12 protein-coding genes are annotated in these 18,048 nt (G+C 37.3%); 2 read left to right on the top strand and 10 right to left on the bottom strand.

The features are described from left to right. Position 1: 1 nt before the first annotated feature. Positions 2-982 (bottom strand): TRAP transporter substrate-binding protein, encoded by a 981-nt coding sequence (locus tag KO521_RS16935; RefSeq protein WP_215941092.1) that lies wholly within the window; start codon positions 980-982, stop codon positions 2-4. A gap of 12 nt (positions 983-994) precedes the next feature. Next, positions 995-2,392, bottom strand: coding sequence for a glucuronate isomerase (gene uxaC, locus KO521_RS16930; RefSeq protein ID WP_215941091.1), 1,398 nt, complete (start codon positions 2,390-2,392; stop codon positions 995-997). Between the two features lie 308 nt (positions 2,393-2,700). On the opposite strand from uxaC, the gene KO521_RS16925 reads away from it, so the two are divergent. Continuing rightward, positions 2,701-3,411 (top strand): SDR family oxidoreductase, encoded by a 711-nt coding sequence (locus tag KO521_RS16925; protein ID WP_215941090.1) that lies wholly within the window; start codon positions 2,701-2,703, stop codon positions 3,409-3,411. 20 nt (positions 3,412-3,431) lie between these two features. Here the strand turns inward: KO521_RS16925 and KO521_RS16920 are convergent, their stop codons facing one another. The 4 genes from KO521_RS16920 to KO521_RS16905 form a co-directional block, all read right to left on the bottom strand. Next, positions 3,432-6,188: a PD-(D/E)XK nuclease family protein gene (locus tag KO521_RS16920; protein ID WP_215941089.1), complete on the bottom strand. Its 2,757-nt coding sequence runs from the start codon at positions 6,186-6,188 to the stop codon at positions 3,432-3,434. 62 nt (positions 6,189-6,250) lie between these two features. Continuing rightward, positions 6,251-7,609: an OmpA family protein gene (locus KO521_RS16915; protein WP_215941088.1), complete on the bottom strand. Its 1,359-nt coding sequence runs from the start codon at positions 7,607-7,609 to the stop codon at positions 6,251-6,253. A gap of 113 nt (positions 7,610-7,722) precedes the next feature. Beyond that, a complete protein-coding gene (gene kbl / locus KO521_RS16910) occupies positions 7,723-8,916 on the bottom strand; it encodes a glycine C-acetyltransferase (protein ID WP_215941087.1) in 1,194 nt (397 codons plus the stop codon). 4 nt (positions 8,917-8,920) lie between these two features. Further along, on the bottom strand, positions 8,921-12,031 hold the full coding sequence (locus KO521_RS16905; RefSeq protein WP_215941086.1) for a UvrD-helicase domain-containing protein: 3,111 nt from the start codon (positions 12,029-12,031) through the stop codon (positions 8,921-8,923). A gap of 119 nt (positions 12,032-12,150) precedes the next feature. On the opposite strand from KO521_RS16905, the gene KO521_RS16900 reads away from it, so the two are divergent. After that, entirely contained in the window at positions 12,151-12,759 is a 609-nt protein-coding gene (locus KO521_RS16900) for a superoxide dismutase (protein ID WP_215941085.1), read from the top strand. 961 nt (positions 12,760-13,720) lie between these two features. Here KO521_RS16900 and KO521_RS16895 read toward each other — a convergent pair. The 4 genes from KO521_RS16895 to KO521_RS16880 form a co-directional block, all read right to left on the bottom strand. Then, a complete protein-coding gene (locus KO521_RS16895; protein ID WP_215941084.1) occupies positions 13,721-15,619 on the bottom strand; it encodes an amidophosphoribosyltransferase in 1,899 nt (632 codons plus the stop codon). Between the two features lie 45 nt (positions 15,620-15,664). Further along, on the bottom strand, positions 15,665-16,591 hold the full coding sequence (locus KO521_RS16890) for a PfkB family carbohydrate kinase (protein ID WP_215941083.1): 927 nt from the start codon (positions 16,589-16,591) through the stop codon (positions 15,665-15,667). A gap of 201 nt (positions 16,592-16,792) precedes the next feature. Further along, a complete protein-coding gene (locus tag KO521_RS16885; RefSeq protein WP_215941082.1) occupies positions 16,793-17,428 on the bottom strand; it encodes a ribonuclease H1 domain-containing protein in 636 nt (211 codons plus the stop codon). Further along, a complete protein-coding gene (locus KO521_RS16880) occupies positions 17,428-17,997 on the bottom strand; it encodes a phosphoribosylglycinamide formyltransferase (protein WP_215941081.1) in 570 nt (189 codons plus the stop codon). The genes KO521_RS16885 and KO521_RS16880 overlap by 1 nt, the downstream gene beginning before the upstream one ends. Positions 17,998-18,048: the final 51 nt, after the last annotated feature.

The following is an 18,048-nucleotide window of genomic DNA, read 5'->3' as shown; positions in this document are numbered from 1 at the left end:
ATTATTTGGTTGATTGTATTTCTTGTATCAATTTGTAGAGAACCTCGTCATCTTTATACTTATCGAACGATTTTTTTATTTTTTCCGAAAAAAGGGTTTTATCCGGTCTAATAACTTCAACACCTGCTTTTTTTACCTCTGTTAGTGCCTCTTCCTCTGCTTCTCCCCACAATTTACGCTGGTATCCTACAGAACCGTCTACAGCTTTTTTTAACCATCCTTGTTCTTCTTCTGAAAGGCTGTTCCATAAGTGAGTTCCTGCCAATAGCACATCTGGCAGAACTGTATGTTCATCCAAAGTATAAAACTTACAGACCTCATAATGTCTAGAAAGATAGAAACTAGGCGGATTGTTTTCTGCTCCATCAACAACACCTTGTTGTAATGCTGTGTACAATTCCCCCCAGGAAATGGGTGTTGGCGACCCTCCTAAATCTTTAACCATATCCATGGCAGTTACGCTTTCCATTACCCTGATTTTCAATCCAGAAAGGTCATCTGGACTATTTATAGGCCTGTCTTTGGTATAAAAGCTACGACTTCCAGCATCATAATATCCTAAACCTTTCAACCAATATTGTTCTCCGTCGTTCAAGAGTTCTTGACCAATAGGACCATCCAACACATTAAATGAATGTTGTCTGTCCCTAAAAAGGAACGGTAAACCTAATACCTTCATTTTTGGCGCGAAATTTTCAAGGGTACCAACTGAAACCTTTGTCATGTCCAAGCTTCCTATTTGCAAAAGCTCTAAACATTGGCGCTCCGTACCCAGTTGCTGGTTAGGATAGATTTCCAACACCATTTTGCCTCCGGAAAGCTCTTTTAGATTTTCCCCCATATTAACCATGGCCTTGTGCACAGAGTGATTTACATCCAACCCATGTGCCAAACGAATGGTACGGTTACCCCCTAACTCGCCACAGCCGCTGATAATTAGCACACTGAGACAGGTAAAAACAAGTTTTAAATTTAATTTCATATACCTGAAAGATTAGAGTTCAAAGTACTCTTTTGCATTATTGTAGCAGATGTTCTGTATCATTTTGCCTATCCATTCCATATCATTGGGCAATTCTCCTTTTGCCATTTCATTACCAAAAAGATTACAGAGAATACGTCTAAAATATTCATGTCTTGGAAAAGATAGGAAGCTTCTAGAATCTGTTAGCATACCAACAAAACTACTAATCAACCCCATATTGGAGAGTGTATTGATTTGTTCGGTCATACCATCCTTTTGATCTAAAAACCACCAACCGGAACCCCATTGCACTTTTCCTTTAACGCTACCATCATTAAAATTGCCCGCCATTGTTGCCATTAAAGCATTATCACGCGGATTCAAATTATAAAGTATGGTTTTGGTAAGCTTGTTTCTGCGATCTAGGGTATCCAGAAATCTTGAAAGACTTTCGCCTTGCGTATAATCACCAATAGAATCCCAACCGGTATCAGGACCTAGTTCGGATAACATTCTTGTATTATTGTTACGTAATGCTCCTAAATGATACTGTTGCACCCAACCAAACTCGTGATAGGTTTCCGAGAGATACAGTAAAATTGCACTTTGAAACTTTGCGGCTTCTTCATTGGTAACCTGGTGTCCTTCTCTTCTTTTCTTAAAAATTGCTTTCACTTCTATCTCCCTAAAATCTTCAGCATAGAGATGAGACAAACCGTGGTCGCACACGAAACAACCGTTAGCATTAAAAAATTCGATACGGCTCCGCAATGCATCACAAAGCTCGTCATACGTATTGATAGTGGAGTTAGAAGCCTTCTCTAAACTCTCTATATATTCGTTATAGGTTTCGCTTCCAATCAAAATAGCTTTGTCCGGTCTAAAGGCTGTGCTGACTTTTGTTTTAAAGTCGCTTTTTGACAGTTGCTTATGATACTCTAGACCATCTGTAGGGTCTTCCGTAGTACAAAGCATATCTACATTCATCTTACGAATCAGCCCTCTGGAAGTAAACTCTGGAGACTGCAGCATTTCAGTAGTGGCATCATAAATTTCAGCTGCATTTTTTACGCTAATTATTTCGTTGATACCAAAATATCTTGAAAGTTCAAGATGCGTCCAATGATACAAAGGATTTCGCATAGTATGCGGCACGGCTTCGGCCCACTTCATAAATTTCTCGCGATCCGTCGCATTCCCCGTAATATACTTTTCATTGATGCCAAGGGTACGCATAGCCCGCCATTTATAATGATCGCCATCAATCCAGGCTTTGGTAATATTTTCAAAAACCCGATTCTCTGCTAAGTCTTTTGGCGGAAGATGGTTGTGGTAATCTATAATAGGCATTTGTATGGCATACTCATGATAGAGTGATTGTGCCTGCTTACTTTCTAATAAAAAATTATCGTCTAAAAATTTAGTCACTTGGAGGTAGTTTTTTATTTGGTCATTTTCAATTTTGAAATGACGATTTTTACTTCAGGTTTAAGATGACTTAAGCCTCTAAAATAGGTTTCTATTCTGGCATAGACAAGAAAAAATACAGAATCCACACTTAGTTGCGGGACTCAATACAAATATTAACATTTTTGGTTGTTAAAATTGCACAAATAGTACCATCTGAATGATTCTCCCCAAAATTAGAACGTATAACTTCTTATTTAAGAAAAGAATAACGCTCTCTTCTTTCTTTCCGCTTTTAAGAGATTTATTTTTATAAAAAACTAAAAAACATGGATTTAAAAGATAAAGTAGTTTATATAACTGGAGGTTCAAAAGGAATAGGGTATGGAGTTGCCATAACATTATTAGAGGCAGGGGCCAGAGTGGCCGTAAGTGGAAGAACGCTTTCTACTGTTAAGGAAGCTGCGAAAGAACTAGGCTCGGAAAACAATGTTCTTGGTTTGGTATCGGATGTTTCAAAACTTGGTGATGAAAAGGCAGCAGTTCAAGAGATTTTAGATAAGTGGGGGCAATTAGATGTGGTTTTGGCTAATGCGGGAGTAGGCTATTTTGCTCCTATAGACGAGCTAGAAGATGATGCTTGGCACAAGATGATAGACACCAATCTAAACGGTGTTTTCCACACCCTAAAGGCATCGGTAGAAGCGCTTAAGAAATCAAAAGGGTATTACATAACCTTGGCCAGTTTGGCAGGCACTAACTTTTTTGCTTCGGGAGCGGGATATAATGCCACCAAATTTGGCGTAGTAGGTTTTACCCAAGCGGTAATGCTGGATTTACGCAAGTATGATATTAAGGTCTCTACCATTATGCCAGGTTCTGTTGCTACGCATTTTGCTGGTAACGAACCGGACGAAAAAGATGCTTGGAAGATTCAGCCCGAAGATATTGGTGAACTTGTTCTGGATTTATTAAAAATGAACCCACGTACCTTACCTAGCAAAATTGAGGTAAGACCTACGAGACCGGATAAAAAATAAGCTCAATATTGGTATAGGGGTTATACTTCCTTCTCGGTAAATGGAATATTTATATCACAGATTTCAGCAATCAATGCACTAAGTTCAGTATAAAATAGGGAAAGGGTTTCTTTCCCTATTTTTGTTTCTTTTTTTGCGCCATTTCCTGTCTTGTCTTTTGTAGCGAATTTTAGTACGCCAGAACTTAACTTTTTGAAGGATATAATACCGGCTTCCATAAATAGATCCGGATTTTCTGATGCGTACATAGTTGCATAACAAAGCAACTGAAAAGCTTTGCTAAACTTATAATCCGAGGTTATGGATACACCATCTACAATCTCTAATTGGCTCCGTTCTACACTTCCCGTTTTATAATCTAATATCCGCAACGTACCGTCTACTTCATCTATTCTGTCTAGTTTTCCTTTTAGATGTACAGGAAAATCTACTGAAGGAATATCCAAAGACACTTTTAGATTTGCCTCCAGACCAATAATTTTTATTTGATGTTTTTTGACATCTTCGATTTCCAAATTAATGAAATTCTCTATATACCGCAGCACTACGTTGAAGGCAATGAGGTTTTTACCTCTAGAGATATCACCATCCAAATACGTTTTGGCAAAATGCTTTTGCACTGATGCTGCTACTTCCTTTTTTGCATTCACCAATTTTTCTTCGGATAGAATGCTACCCACAAAAGGGGTGTAAAGGTCTTCTAACGTATCATGAACTATAGTTCCAAAAGTATTGGCCGCTATAGTTTCTTCAACTTCCAAAACATTATCAATCCCTAATAGGTTTCTTTTGTAAAAATCAATCGGGTTCCGAATATAGTTGCTCAATGACGTAGGTGAAAATCCTTTTAATGCATGCTTCTTTATCAAATCCAACAAGCTAGCGTCCTTCTCAATAGATTCTAATGTATACCGCTTTGGCGATATAGTTGGCGATGCAACGTTCTCTGTAATAATAGAACTTCTGTTCTCATCCGTTAGCAATTGATTTATTAGCCTACTACGCTCACCTCCCTCCAACACGTCTGGCTCAGTATTATAAAGAATGTAAATATTCTTTGCTCGCTGTAGCAATCTATAAAAGTGGTAGGTATAAACAGCATCTTTCTCCTTAAAGGTAGGAAGGCCTAGTTGTATTTTTAAATCGAATGGAATAAAAGAATTGTTGGATTTTCCAGAAGGTAGAATACCCTCATTAACAGATGTAATTATTACCGTTTCAAAATCTAGGTTACGGCTTTCTAACATTCCCATTACCTGAAGTCCTTCTAATGGTTCACCTTGAAAATCTAGTGTTTCAGAGGATAATAGCTCGCGATAAAGGCCTAATAACGATTTAAGGTCCGTTATAAAATCATACTTCTCCACCAAATCGGACAATTGATTGAAAAGATTATAATAACGATAAAGATATTCTAATGCCAAAGCATCTTTAGTATCATGAAGCCTGTCTTTAAGAGCTGAAATAACCCTTAAGCAATGTCCCAAGATTTCCTTGGGAGATGGTGTATCCTTATGAAAAAGAAGCGTACAGGCAACCATGTTCTTTTTTTCAACTTCTTTTATATGCTCAGAATTGATATATACCCAGTTTTTGTTCTTTATAACCTCTTCTATAGATTCCTTAGTTTTATTTTCATCGTCATGACCTAAAAGAATATGAACATAAGGGTGTGCTAAAAACGATAATATATTTTGATAAAACCAGCCTTGTTCATTTCTGTTGATATAGAGGTTTATAAATTGGTCGAATAGACTCGCCAATGGAATCTTGTTTAAAGGGTAACCCATGGTTACGTTGACCCTTTCTATACATTCAGGAATAGAATTTAAAATGGGATTCAATAGAGATTCATCTCCCAGAACAACAGCCGTTCTTTTTAAATCCGAAGCTTTTTCACCATGAATGTTTTCCAACAGATGTGCTGTGTATTTAGCTTGTGATACATCTTTTGGAACTCCTACTACGTTGATTTTCTTATTTCCTAAATAATGTGAGCTGACTCCCTTAAGAGCATTCTCCTTTAAGTAGGCCCATGATTTAAGATGTTGCCTTAAAAAGAAACCCGCATCATGAATATTGTCATCGAGAAAGTACGAATCTATGTCCCAATAAATATCGGAATCCGCAAAATCAAGGATATGTTGGATGATTTTTGTTTCCGCAGTATTTAAAGCATTAAAACCTATGAATACAAAGAACTTATTTGAATTCTTCCCAAGGTAGTCTCCTAGCTCCATATGTGCTTTACGATACACTAATCCTTGATGACCTAAGCCAACATCCAACAAAGCATTATTAAAATTATTGTACAAAGACTCTAAGTTGTTCCAAAAACGTAAGTAATCCTCCATCATTTTGGTCTTCTCTTTTTGAAGTGACCAATGTGTGAGTTCTTGTATAGCTGCAAGATTTGAAAAGAGTTTCTTGGCATCTACCAAATACCTGTCTATTTCATTAAAATCTTGTAATAAGGTTTGTGCCCAATTAGAAAAACTATAAAAGCTGTCTTTCTCTTGAGTGCTTTCCTTTAAATATGTATTGTATAGAATAAAAAGCTGCTGCGTATTACTAGCATAGGAAAGACCCGAAATCTGCTCAATAAAAGTTTCTATACTGTATATCTCAGGAGCAAAAAAGGTACTTTCGGCAGATTTGGCAATCGCATTTTTCAGAAAAGTTCCTGCACGTTTACTGGGAAGCACAAAAACAATATGTTCGTGTGTACTATGTTTTTCCCAAACTTCTTTGACTACTTCTTCTAGAAAACTCTGCATAGTCAAAAATAAAAAAAGCCCTGACAAATGTCAGGGCTTTTATACTTATTTAGTGAAGAGAATTACTTTACCAAGTTAATCTCAACTCTTCTGTTTTCTTTTCTACCGCTTCTTGTGTTGTTAGATGCGATTGGCTTGTCTTCACCGTAACCGATAGCAGACAATCTGAACTCTTCAATACCTTTTTCTACTAAGAACTCTTTTACAGAAAGTGCTCTTGACTCAGAAAGGCTTTGGTTCAATTTCTGGCTACCAACGCTATCCGTGTGACCTTCTACTGTAAATTTAGCATTAGGATACTCTTTTAAGATAGTGATGATGTCAACCATTACAGAAGTAGACTCAGCTTTGATAGAAGACTTACCTGTGTCAAACAAGATAGTTCTAGCGTAGTCATTCAATTGCTTCTGAACTTCTTCAGTAACTTCAGGACAACCAGCGTTAGCTACAGTACCTGCAACTTCTGGACATTTATCATCTTTGTCCAATACACCGTCACCGTCAGTATCAGGCCATGGGCAACCTTTGTTCTCAGCAGGACCTGCTTCGTTAGGACACTCATCGTCACCATCAGCAACTCCGTCACCGTCAGCATCAGGACAACCTGCTAGGTTAGCCAATCCAGCTTCGTTAGGACATTTATCATCTTTATCAGCAACTCCATCGCCATCAGCATCAGGACAACCGTTCATTTCTTTAGAACCAGCTTCGTTAGGACAAGCATCTTTGCTGTCTTCGATTCCGTCACCGTCAGCATCAGGACAACCGTTGAAAGCTTCAAGACCAGCAACTTCTGGACAAGCATCATCTTTGTCATACACACCGTCACCGTCTGTATCAGTACCACCAAACTTAACAGAGATACCTGCTAAATGTTGCCAGTGCTTACGACCGTAATCTTCAAAAGCGTGCTTGTAAGTAGTCTGTACAGTAAGACCAATGTTTTCAGTAAACCAGAAGTTTACACCAACACCACCATTAACAGTACCAGCACCAATTTCATCAACCCAAGTGTAACCACCACCTACTTCAACGAATGGATCTACAACTTTTTCCTTAAGGAAGTTATATTTAATTGTACCATCTAAAGCGTAGTGAGAAAGATCGTCTACACCAATATCACCTAATTTGCTGATTTTGTTTAAAGACCCTCTTACACCAACGGAAATACCGTCACCTACAGATCTAGATACACCAACATAGGAAATAGAAGGAAGAATGTTCCAGTGATCCGTAGCGTTGAAAAGCTCATTACCGAAAGAACTAGTCTGTGTCGGGAAATTGTCATCGCTAGTCGGGTACACATCTATGGCATTAACTCCGAATTGTACTTGCCACGGATTATTCTCGTCTTGCGCTTGCATGTTATTGATGCCTATAATAAGGACAGCAACAACGAATAATTTGCTAAGATGTTTCATGTATTAATTTTTAAGTTTAAGTGTTTATTAGCTGCAAATGTAAGTTGTTAAATATTATTAACAAAATCAATTTCTTATTTTTTTTAACGCATTTAATGCCGTAAATCATGCACTTAAACGATTTTTAAGTCCTTTCCAACCTCGATAAAAGCCTCTATTGCACGGTCTAAATGCTTGATATCATGGGCAGCAGACAGCTGAACTCGTATTCTTGCCTTACCTTTTGGAACCACTGGGAAGAAAAATCCTATTACATAAATTCCTTTTTCTAACAAACGACTAGCCATTTCTTGCGCCAATTTTGCGTCATATAGCATTACGGGCACAATAGCTGATTCCCCATCAATAATATCAAAGCCTGCTTTCTTCATCCCCGCTTTAAAATACGCAGCGTTTTCCTGTACCTTATCCCGAAGGGAAGTATCATTTTCCAAAAGCTCGAATACTTTGATGGACGCACCCACTATAGCCGGAGCCAAGGAGTTGGAAAACAAATAAGGTCTTGAGCGTTGGCGCAGTATTTCAATGATTTCTTTTTTACCTGTTGTATAACCACCCATAGCTCCACCAAGTGCTTTGCCCAATGTACCGGTAATAATATCTATACGGCCCATAACTCCTTTTTCTTCTAGGGTACCTATTCCTGTTGGACCAATAAAACCTGTGGCATGACATTCATCTATCATAACCATTGCATCATACTCATCTGCTAAATCGCAAATTTTATCCAAAGGTGCCACAAGGCCATCCATAGAGAAGACCCCGTCTGTTACTATTATTTTAAATCTGGCCTGATCGTCATTGGCTTGTATCAATTGCTTTTCAAGATCTTCCATATCACTATTTGCATACCGATATCTTTTTGCCTTACACAATCTAACACCATCTATAATAGAAGCATGGTTTAACGAATCTGATATAATTGCATCCTCAGCAGATAGCAAAGGTTCAAAAACGCCACCATTGGCATCAAAAGCGGCAGCATATAATATAGTATCCTCAGTACCATAGAAATCAGCTATCTTTTTTTCCAACTCTTTATGGATATCCTGCGTTCCACAAATAAACCGGACAGATGACATTCCAAAACCATGACTGTCTAATGTATCTTTTGCTGCTTGAATTACTTCGGGATGAGACGAAAGCCCCAAATAGTTGTTTGCACAAAAGTTGATAACCTCTTCTCCTGTTGAAATCTTTATGACTGCACCTTGTGGTGTAGTAATTATTCTTTCACTTTTATAAAGACCATCTTCTTTTATACTTGTAAGTTCTTTTCCTAGGTGTTCTTTTATTTTTCCGTACATATTATTATATGAATTCTGGTGTTACTTCTTCGTTAATATAAACTATGATCTTATTCTCTACAACGTACCCCATCTCATTGAGAGCATCAGCATAGGAATAGAGTTGCTCTTTATATTTAGGATTTGTTTTACCTGTTTTATAATCTATAAGCGTTGCTTTCATTTGATTAAGCACTATTCTATCCGGTCTTAATATCTTGCCTTCTGCGGTAATAATGTCCTTTTCATTCTTTACCCTACTTCCTTCCTTATAATAAACATTCAAATCCGGGTGTCTTACCACGCGTAGCAATTTGCTCCTAATCTCTTCTATTTCTTGATTTTCTATTTCTCCTTGCTGTATTGCAGTTTGTAAAGCAGGCTCTACATCCTCTTCCGTTTCTATGAAACCTAATATATAATGTATAAGGTTACCTTTTAAAAGTGCGGTCTCCCTTTCCGTATTCCAGAGCATTCCAGATCTTGTCAATATTTTAAAACTAGACCTATCTTTATGAGTAAAACTGTAGTCTATTTTTTGTTGTTCTTTAATCTGATGAACAACAGGAGCATTTTCCAAATCACCAAAACTATAAACCAACTCTTCATCGGACCATAGATTTTTTCCCTTTAGATATTCAATGAACAGTCCGGAATAATAATCCGTTTTATGTTCCCCTTTCGCCAAGTCCTTTTCCGTAATGATATACAGCGCTTTCTCTGCCCTTGTCAATGCAACATATAACAGGTTAAGGGCATCAAGTTCCATTTTATGCTCTTCTTCGGAATAAATCCGAGCTGCTTCTTCGCCGTAGTTCTCTACTTCCTTTTTCTCGGTGACCAGAATCTCTTCAAACCCATCAAAAGCATCGGCATTAATTGGAAGCCATATCTTTTTATCCATCCGCTTATAAATATGCTCATTGGCGAATGGGAATATAACAATGGGGAATTCCAGACCTTTAGATTTATGAACAGTCATTATCCTTACCGCATCTATATTATCCGGGGCGGAAATACTCAATTTCTCTTTCTTCTTATCCCACAAATTCAAAAACGCCTGTACTCCTGTCCCTTCTTTTTGCTCAGTTTCAAGAACAAAATCCATAAAAAAAGTGATATAGGCATCCGAGCCTTGAACGAGGTTGCATTGCCGTATGGCACGCTCTAAACCATCATAAACCGATAGTTGTTTTAATTCCCTAATATCTAGATTGTAAGCTTTTAATAATAATGCCTCTACATTATGTAGATTCTCATAAATATATCGATGTTTGTTCTTTCCGTTTTTTGAGAGAAAGGCAAGCAGTTCATAGGCTATCTCTAAATTACTGGGGTTCCCTAAATATGCGACAAGGTTACCCAAAAAGCGAACTTTATCACTACTATTCAAAAGTAAGCTTTCAGATGAAATAGTTGGTATCTCCTGCTGTGTTAAAAAATCTGCCAATAACACACCTTGGCGGTTACCTCTTACCAAAATACAGATATCCTCATAGCCATATTTTTTTTCTATCACTACGCCAATAGTAGCTAAAACCTCTTCGCAATATTGCTCATCCTTGGTTTTGTCTTCATCCTTTTCAATGAAATTAAGTTGAACGGTGCCTCCCTGTTTAGAATTATATCCTTGTTGGTTACCTTCAACGAACATAGCATTATACATGGCATTGTTTAAAAAAGGACTGGTAGCAGTAAAAAAGTCATTGTTGAACTTAATTACCTCATCATAACTACGCCAGTTGGTAGGCAAAGATTCGGTTTGGGCCGGTATTGCAAATGGACTAGTAGTCTCGTTTACCAAATCTAAAAATTGCTCTGCACGACCACCACGCCACCGGTAAATTGCCTGTTTGGCATCACCTACCAAGAACAAAGAGCCTGTATTACCTTGAAGATCCTCACCCTCCAAAGCATGCCCAATTAGCGGTATTAGGTTGTTCCACTGTAAAGTTGACGTGTCTTGAAATTCATCAACAAAATAATGACGATACTTTTCTCCTAAACGCTCATATATAAAAGGTGCTGGCTGATTTTTTATTTCTTTGGAAATAATGGTATTAAACTCTGCAATTGAAAGTTGATCTCTTTCGTTCTGTAGATTTTTGACCTCTTTTTGAATTGCATTAAGAACCGTTAACGGCACTAAATTAGCATACGCATTTTTCAAGAAGGCAAGTTCATAAAAAGTGTGCTTTATCTTAAAGAAGATTTCAGAGAATTGCGGATGTAGGTCATCTATGGTAGCTTTTGTAGCATCTGGGGTAGACTTATTGTAAAGTTCAGTAGGATCATCAAAATTTTGCTTCCATCCGGCCTTGAAATCCATTCCCAAATCTCCCGACGCAATTTTATCCATAAACTTAGGAAAATAGCCGGCCCTAAAATCTTTGAACTCCAATCCATTTTGCTCAATTAACTGCAGCCCAAGGGTTGCAAAACCTACAATACTTTCTTGAATAGCTTTTATTCTGGAACGCAAGGTTTTCTTCAGCTCTACAAAATCACCAATATTTTTATCCTTAAGATTTTGCAGATGTTCCACATGATTTTCCCTAAAAAGCAACTTGCCTATATTCCCTAGGTCATAAGCTATGTCCCAACTTTTATCATCGTCTATTTTCTCTAGGGCAAATTCCAGCAAAACTTGGGTAAGTTGTTTATCCGTACCCGCTTTATGCACTAATTTGGCAACAGCTTCATCTAGCAACAAATCAGTATCCAAAACCACTTCAAAATTTTGGGGTAGTTTTAAATCTTTTGCAAATGTTCGTATAAGCCTATGCGTAAACTTATCAATAGTAGAAATGTCAAAAAAAGCGTAATTGTGTAGAATCTCCTTTAGAGTCTGCTTAGAACGTTTTCGTAAAGTGTTAGAATCTACACCTAATTGTTTCATTAGGTCTAAAAAAAGTGGAGGCGCTTCAACTTCACTATTAACCTGGCTGAATTTGAAAAGGCTATCCAAAATTCGGTGTTTCATTTCATTTACCGCCTTATTGGTAAATGTAATAGCAAGAATTTTACTGAAACGATTGCTTGACGAAAGAACTATTTTAAGGTATTCTTTTGTAAGTGTATGCGTCTTTCCAGAGCCCGCGGAAGCATTATATATTTTAAAAGTGCTGTCTTGCAAGTGCTTTTTTACGCAAAATACTAATTCTAAAGAGGTTCTTAACAAATTATATAGTGAATTTGTATGTTAAAAAATGTAAATTTGGTTTCACTAAATTTTAATCTAAAAACATACATAAAATGGCTTTTGAACTACCAAAATTACCTTATGCATATGATGCATTGGAACCACATATTGATGCAAGAACTATGGAAATTCACCATACAAAACACCATAATGGTTATACCACTAAATTGAACGGTGCTATTGAAGGTACTCCATTAGAAGGTAAATCTATTGAAGATATATTGGAGAATTTAGATATGTCTAATGCTGCTGTTAGAAACAATGGAGGCGGATTTTACAACCACTCTCTTTTCTGGAAGGTTATGTCTCCAAATGGAGGAGGTAATCCTACTGGCGAACTTGCTGCTGCTATAGACAGCGCCTTTGGGTCTTTTGAAGGCTTTAAGGAAAAATTTAGCAGTGCTGCAGGTACTCGTTTTGGTTCTGGATGGGCATGGCTTTGTGTCAACAAAGGCGGTAAGTTAGAAATTTGCTCTACTCCTAACCAAGACAATCCACTAATGCCAGAAGCAGGTTGTAGTGGTTTCCCTATTTTGGGCCTTGATGTTTGGGAGCATGCTTATTACCTAAACTACCAGAACAAAAGACCAGATTACATCAATGCTTTTTTTAATGTGATTAATTGGGATAAAGTAGCTGAATTATATGCTGCTAATAAGTAATAGTAAAACATAGTTTCTTCCAAAAAAGAAGAATTAAAAAAAACCCATCCTGATTTGCTTCAGGATGGGTTTTTTGTGTGTTTTAAAAATAGAAAAGGGCGGAGAAGTCTCCACCCTTTTCGTCCCAAATCTTACCATAAACTTAACCTACTTATGCTATGGCGATACTAAAATACTGGTATTGTGGGGAATAAAAAAGAAATATTCTGGGTTTTTTTTCAACTGAATTGTTGATAAAAAAGGCCGAATGTGCCTTCAGGCCGCGTGTTTACGAGGATTTTGGCAATAAAAAAGGCGGAGCATAGCTCCACCTTTTTTCCCCAAATCTTACCATGAACTTAACCTACTTATGCTATGGTCCTCCAAAAGTACTGCTACATGAGGCTTAAAAAAAAGCTTTTGGATGAACGAACAAAACTCTAGTTGAAATACAATTTTATGTAGAATACATTTCTTAATTACCCAATAAATAAATGTTTGAAAAAAATCGAAAACCCGTACTCTGAAGAAATCCATTGCTGGGAATATAGAAAATAAAAAGGCGGAGTTAAACTCCGCCTTTTTCCCCAAATCTTACCATGAACTTAACCTACTTATGCTATGGTTCTCCAAAGATACAGTAGCATTACTCTTTGTAAAAACATCTTTGCCCAACTGTATAAAAATCGGTTAAAGGGCTCTTCTACAAAAGTTGAATGACCCAGACGGCCACATAAACTATAAATGATATAAAACGGAAATTTTTTGAGATTACAAGAATAAACAGATTTGAAATGTAGTAGAAAATAAAAAGGTGGAGTAAACTCCACCTTTTTGCCCCAAATCTTACCATGAACTTAACCTACTTATGCTATGGCAAGTTCAAATTTAATCTGACCTCCGTCCAAGTGGTTAAAAAAACGCCAAGTAGCCAATATTATCGATGAAATACATCATTTATGCATTTCATCGATAAGGTCAATTAATACGCACGTTCGTTCTTACCTTCATAAAAATTAATGAAGGCCTTGTTTACTACGCGGTTACCACCCGGAGTAGGATAGTTTCCGGTAAAATACCAATCTCCTAAATTCTTTGGACACGCCTCATGAAGTGCCTCTATGCTTTGATAGATAATCTCTACTTCTGCTCTTATCCCTTCCGGACTAAGCAACTCCCCTATTTTAACAGATATCTCCTCTGCCGTAAACGGAGCATAGAATTCTCTTACGTAATTTATTACGTCCGTATCCTTACTGCTTACTTGAGCCAGACATTTATCATAAATATCATCTACAATATTCATTGTTAAGCGATCTTCATGCAAAGCCAAAGCCGCTTTAAAAGCGATAAAATCTTCCAACTTGGCCATATCAATACCATAACAATCGGGATATCTAATCTGCGGAGCGGACGATACAACAATTATCTTTTTAGGAGACAAACGGTCTAAAATCCTAAGAATACTTTTCTTTAAAGTTGTTCCTCTAACAATACTATCATCTATAATTACTAGGTTATCTCCTTTTTTTACAGACCCATAAGAAATATCGTAAACGTGGGCCACAAGATCATCTCTGCTACTATCCTGAGTAATAAAGGTCCGTAGCTTAGCATCTTTAATGGCTACTTTTTCTATTCGCGGACGAACCTCCAGAATTTCGTGCAGTTCATCACTTGTAATCTCTGATCCAATTGAAAGAATTTGCTCTTCTTTTCTTTTGTTCAAGTAATTCTGCGCTTCCCTAACCATTCCAAAGAAAGAAGTTTCTGCCGTGTTGGGTATATAAGAAAATACGGTATTCTTTATATCATGGTCTATAGACTCCAAAATCTGAGGAAATAGAAGTCTTCCCAACATTTTTCTCTCTTGGTAGATTTCCTTATCGCTGCCCCTTGAAAAATAAATGCGTTCAAAAGAACACGCTTTGCGCTCCTTTGGTTCCAAAATCTGATTTATAGAAGAAGTTCCATCTTTTTTAATAATGATAGCGTTACCTGGATCTAATTCTTTTACTTCTTCATAAGGCACATTAAATACCGTTTGTATGGCTGGTCTTTCAGAAGCAACTACTACAACTTCATCATCTTGATAATAATACGTTGGTCTAATTCCCGCAGGATCTCTAAGCACAAAAGCGTCACCGTGCCCTAAAAGGCCGGCCATAGCATAACCACCATCCCAGTTTTTAGCAGCTCTCCTTAAAATTTTATGTACTTTTAAACGATCAGCAATAATAGGTGAGGCCTCCTGCTTCGAATACCCTTCTTTCTTAATTTGCTTATATAATTTAGCAACGGCGTCATCTAAAAAATGACCGATTTTCTCCATAACCGTTACGGTATCCGCCATTTCCTTGGGATGCTGTCCTATTTGAATCAAATTATCAAATAGCTCATGAACGTTGGTCATGTTAAAGTTACCCGCAACAATTATATTACGGTGCATCCAATTGTTCTGTCTTAAGAACGGGTGAACACTCTCAATACTGTTTTTACCAAAAGTACCATAACGCACGTGACCCAAAAGTACTTCACCTATATAAGGTATATTCTTTTTCTGCGCTGCAACATCATCTGCATACTCCGGATGCTCTTGCAGTGTTGTATTGATACGATCGTTGATTTGAGCAAATATATCCTGTATAGGTTGTTGTGCAATTGATCGCACTCTACTCATATACCGCTCACCAGGAGCAACATCTAGTTTTATACTTGCAAAGCCCGCACCATCTTGACCACGATTGTGCTGCTTTTCCATCATTAGGTACATTTTATTAACACCATAAAAGGCCGTACCGTATTTCTCCTTATAATACTCTAACGGTTTAAGCAACCGTATTACCGAAATACCACACTCATGTTTGATCGCGTCACTCATTGTAAATCTACGTATTAAAAAAGCCCCTGAAATAGGGGCGTGTCATTATTTTAATTCTATGTCAAATTGGGTCAAGGCCTTAAATTGATGCAACCTCTTAGTAACTTCCGACTTCTGTAAATTCTCCATCCTTTCGGTTCCGAATCGCTCCACAGAGAAGGATGCTAGATTGGATCCATGTATAACGGCATTCTTCATATTGTTAAAGGAAATATCTTCTGTTGCCGCTAAATATCCGGTGAAACCTCCGGCAAATGTATCTCCTGCACCGGTTGGGTCAAACACCTCTTCTAAAGGTAATGCGGGAGCAAAGAAAATTTGTTCGTCATGAAATAAAAGTGCACCGTGCTCCCCTTTCTTTATCACCAAATATTTTGGCCCCATTTCTTGAATAGCTTTCGCCGCCTTCACCAAAGAATATTCATTGGTTAACTGTCTAGCTTCTTCATCGTTTATGGTAAGGACATCAATATGCTGTATAACCTCCATTAATTCCGGTAATGCATTATCCATCCAAAAGTTCATAGTATCTAATACTATTAACTTGGGCTTTTTATTCATTTGGCTAATTACACTCATTTGGGTACTAGGGTGCAAATTTCCCAACATAACCACATCCGCATCTTTAAAGCCCTCAGAAACAATAGGGTTAAAATCTGCAAGTGTATTAAGTTCTGTTACTAAAGTATCTCTTGAATTAAGGTCGTTGTGATACTTTCCTTTCCAATAAAAGGTTTTTCCTCCTTTTACGATTTCCAAAGAACTTAGATCAATATTCTTATCCTCTAAGACGTTTATATATGACTGTGGAAAATCATCCCCTACGACGGAGACAATACTTGATTCCACGTTATACTGAGAGGCTGCTAAACCGATAAAGGTTGCCGCGCCACCCAAAATCTTATCGGTTTTACCGAAAGGAGTTTCAATTTCGTCAAAGGCAACAGTGCCTACGATTAGAAGTTTGCCCATGCAATTTTAAGTTTAAGCTGCAAATATACGCTTTTGTAATGCTATTACATGCAAATATACCCTTACAAAAAAAGCCTTCTATTATTACCTTTTCAATTTTTAAAACTCTTCTAATAACAGTTTTCTAAAAAGCTATACGTGATCCGAAAAGAAAAATACGATGAAACCTAAGTACGGCCAGCGTGTTGAGCCCGTATAACACTACTTTCTGCCAAAATCTGCGGGAATCTCCCCCCACACCTTAGTCTCCCATTTAACAATTGGAGTGCTGTAAGAATTATTCTTCAACCACTCTAAAGCCCTTCTAATCAAATTAAAAACTTCTTTGTTCTTTGCGGTCTCCTGTAGTTTGGTATTACAGGTTTTCTTACGCACCCAACTCATTGCCGTACGCGAATCTGTATAAATTATTCTATCACTTTTGTTATTCTTCAAAAAAGCTAGGCCATGAACTATTGCCAAAAACTCTCCTATATTATTTGTCCCTTGAGCAAATGGCCCTTGTCTAAAAAGTTTTTTACCTGTTTTTGTATCCACACCTTGGTATTCCATAATTCCCGGATTCCCACTAGAAGCTGCATCTACCGATATAGAATGGTAATTTGGTGTGCCAAACCTTTGTATTTGTTCAGCCGTTAATACCGGCTTTCCTTTTTTCTTACCCTTAAAATCGTCGTAATTACCATTAAAGGCTTTTTTTGCCTGATCAAAAGTTTCGAAAGATTTATACTGAGCCCCCTTGTAACCAGTAATAGCCGCTTTACAATCTGACCAGGAATCATAAATTCCGGGTTTCTTACCTTTCCAAACGGTATAAAATTTTGCTTTTTTCGCCATTATTCCACCTCTAATAATTGAGCAATGACCTTTGGAAAATATTCATATTCAAGCTCATGTATTTTCTTTGCAATAGAATCCGGAGTGTCATCTAAAGAAACAGATGTTTTTACCTGGCGAATGACAGCACCTTCGTCATAATTCTCGTTCACATAGTGTATTGTTATACCGGTTTCAGTCTCATTATTGGCTTTTACCGCCTCATGAACATATTTACCGTACATACCCTTGCCGCCAAATTTTGGCAACAGTGCCGGATGAATATTTACAATTTTATCAGGAAAATTCGCAATTAAATTCTCAGGTATTTTCCACAAGAAACCGGCCAAGACAATTAAATCCGGCTTAAAGGTTTTTAAAATTTCCAAGACACAATCACTCTCATAAAAAGCATTTCTATTGAAATATAAACCGTTAATTTTCAGTTTATTGCACCTATCTAAAACTTTTGCTTGCGTTTTATTCGTTAGAACGGCACAAATGTTTACCTCGGAATTTTCTTGAAAGTAATGAACAATGTTTTCTACATTAGACCCAGAACCGGAAGCAAATAATACTATATTTTTCATGTAGCATTTAACGTTACTGATAGCGAAATATTTACGTCAAAAATACCGCTC

Source organism: Zobellia uliginosa, assembly GCF_018860745.1.
Lineage (GTDB): Bacteria > Bacteroidota > Bacteroidia > Flavobacteriales > Flavobacteriaceae > Zobellia > Zobellia uliginosa_B.
This window is presented reverse-complemented; position numbering and strand designations above follow the sequence as displayed.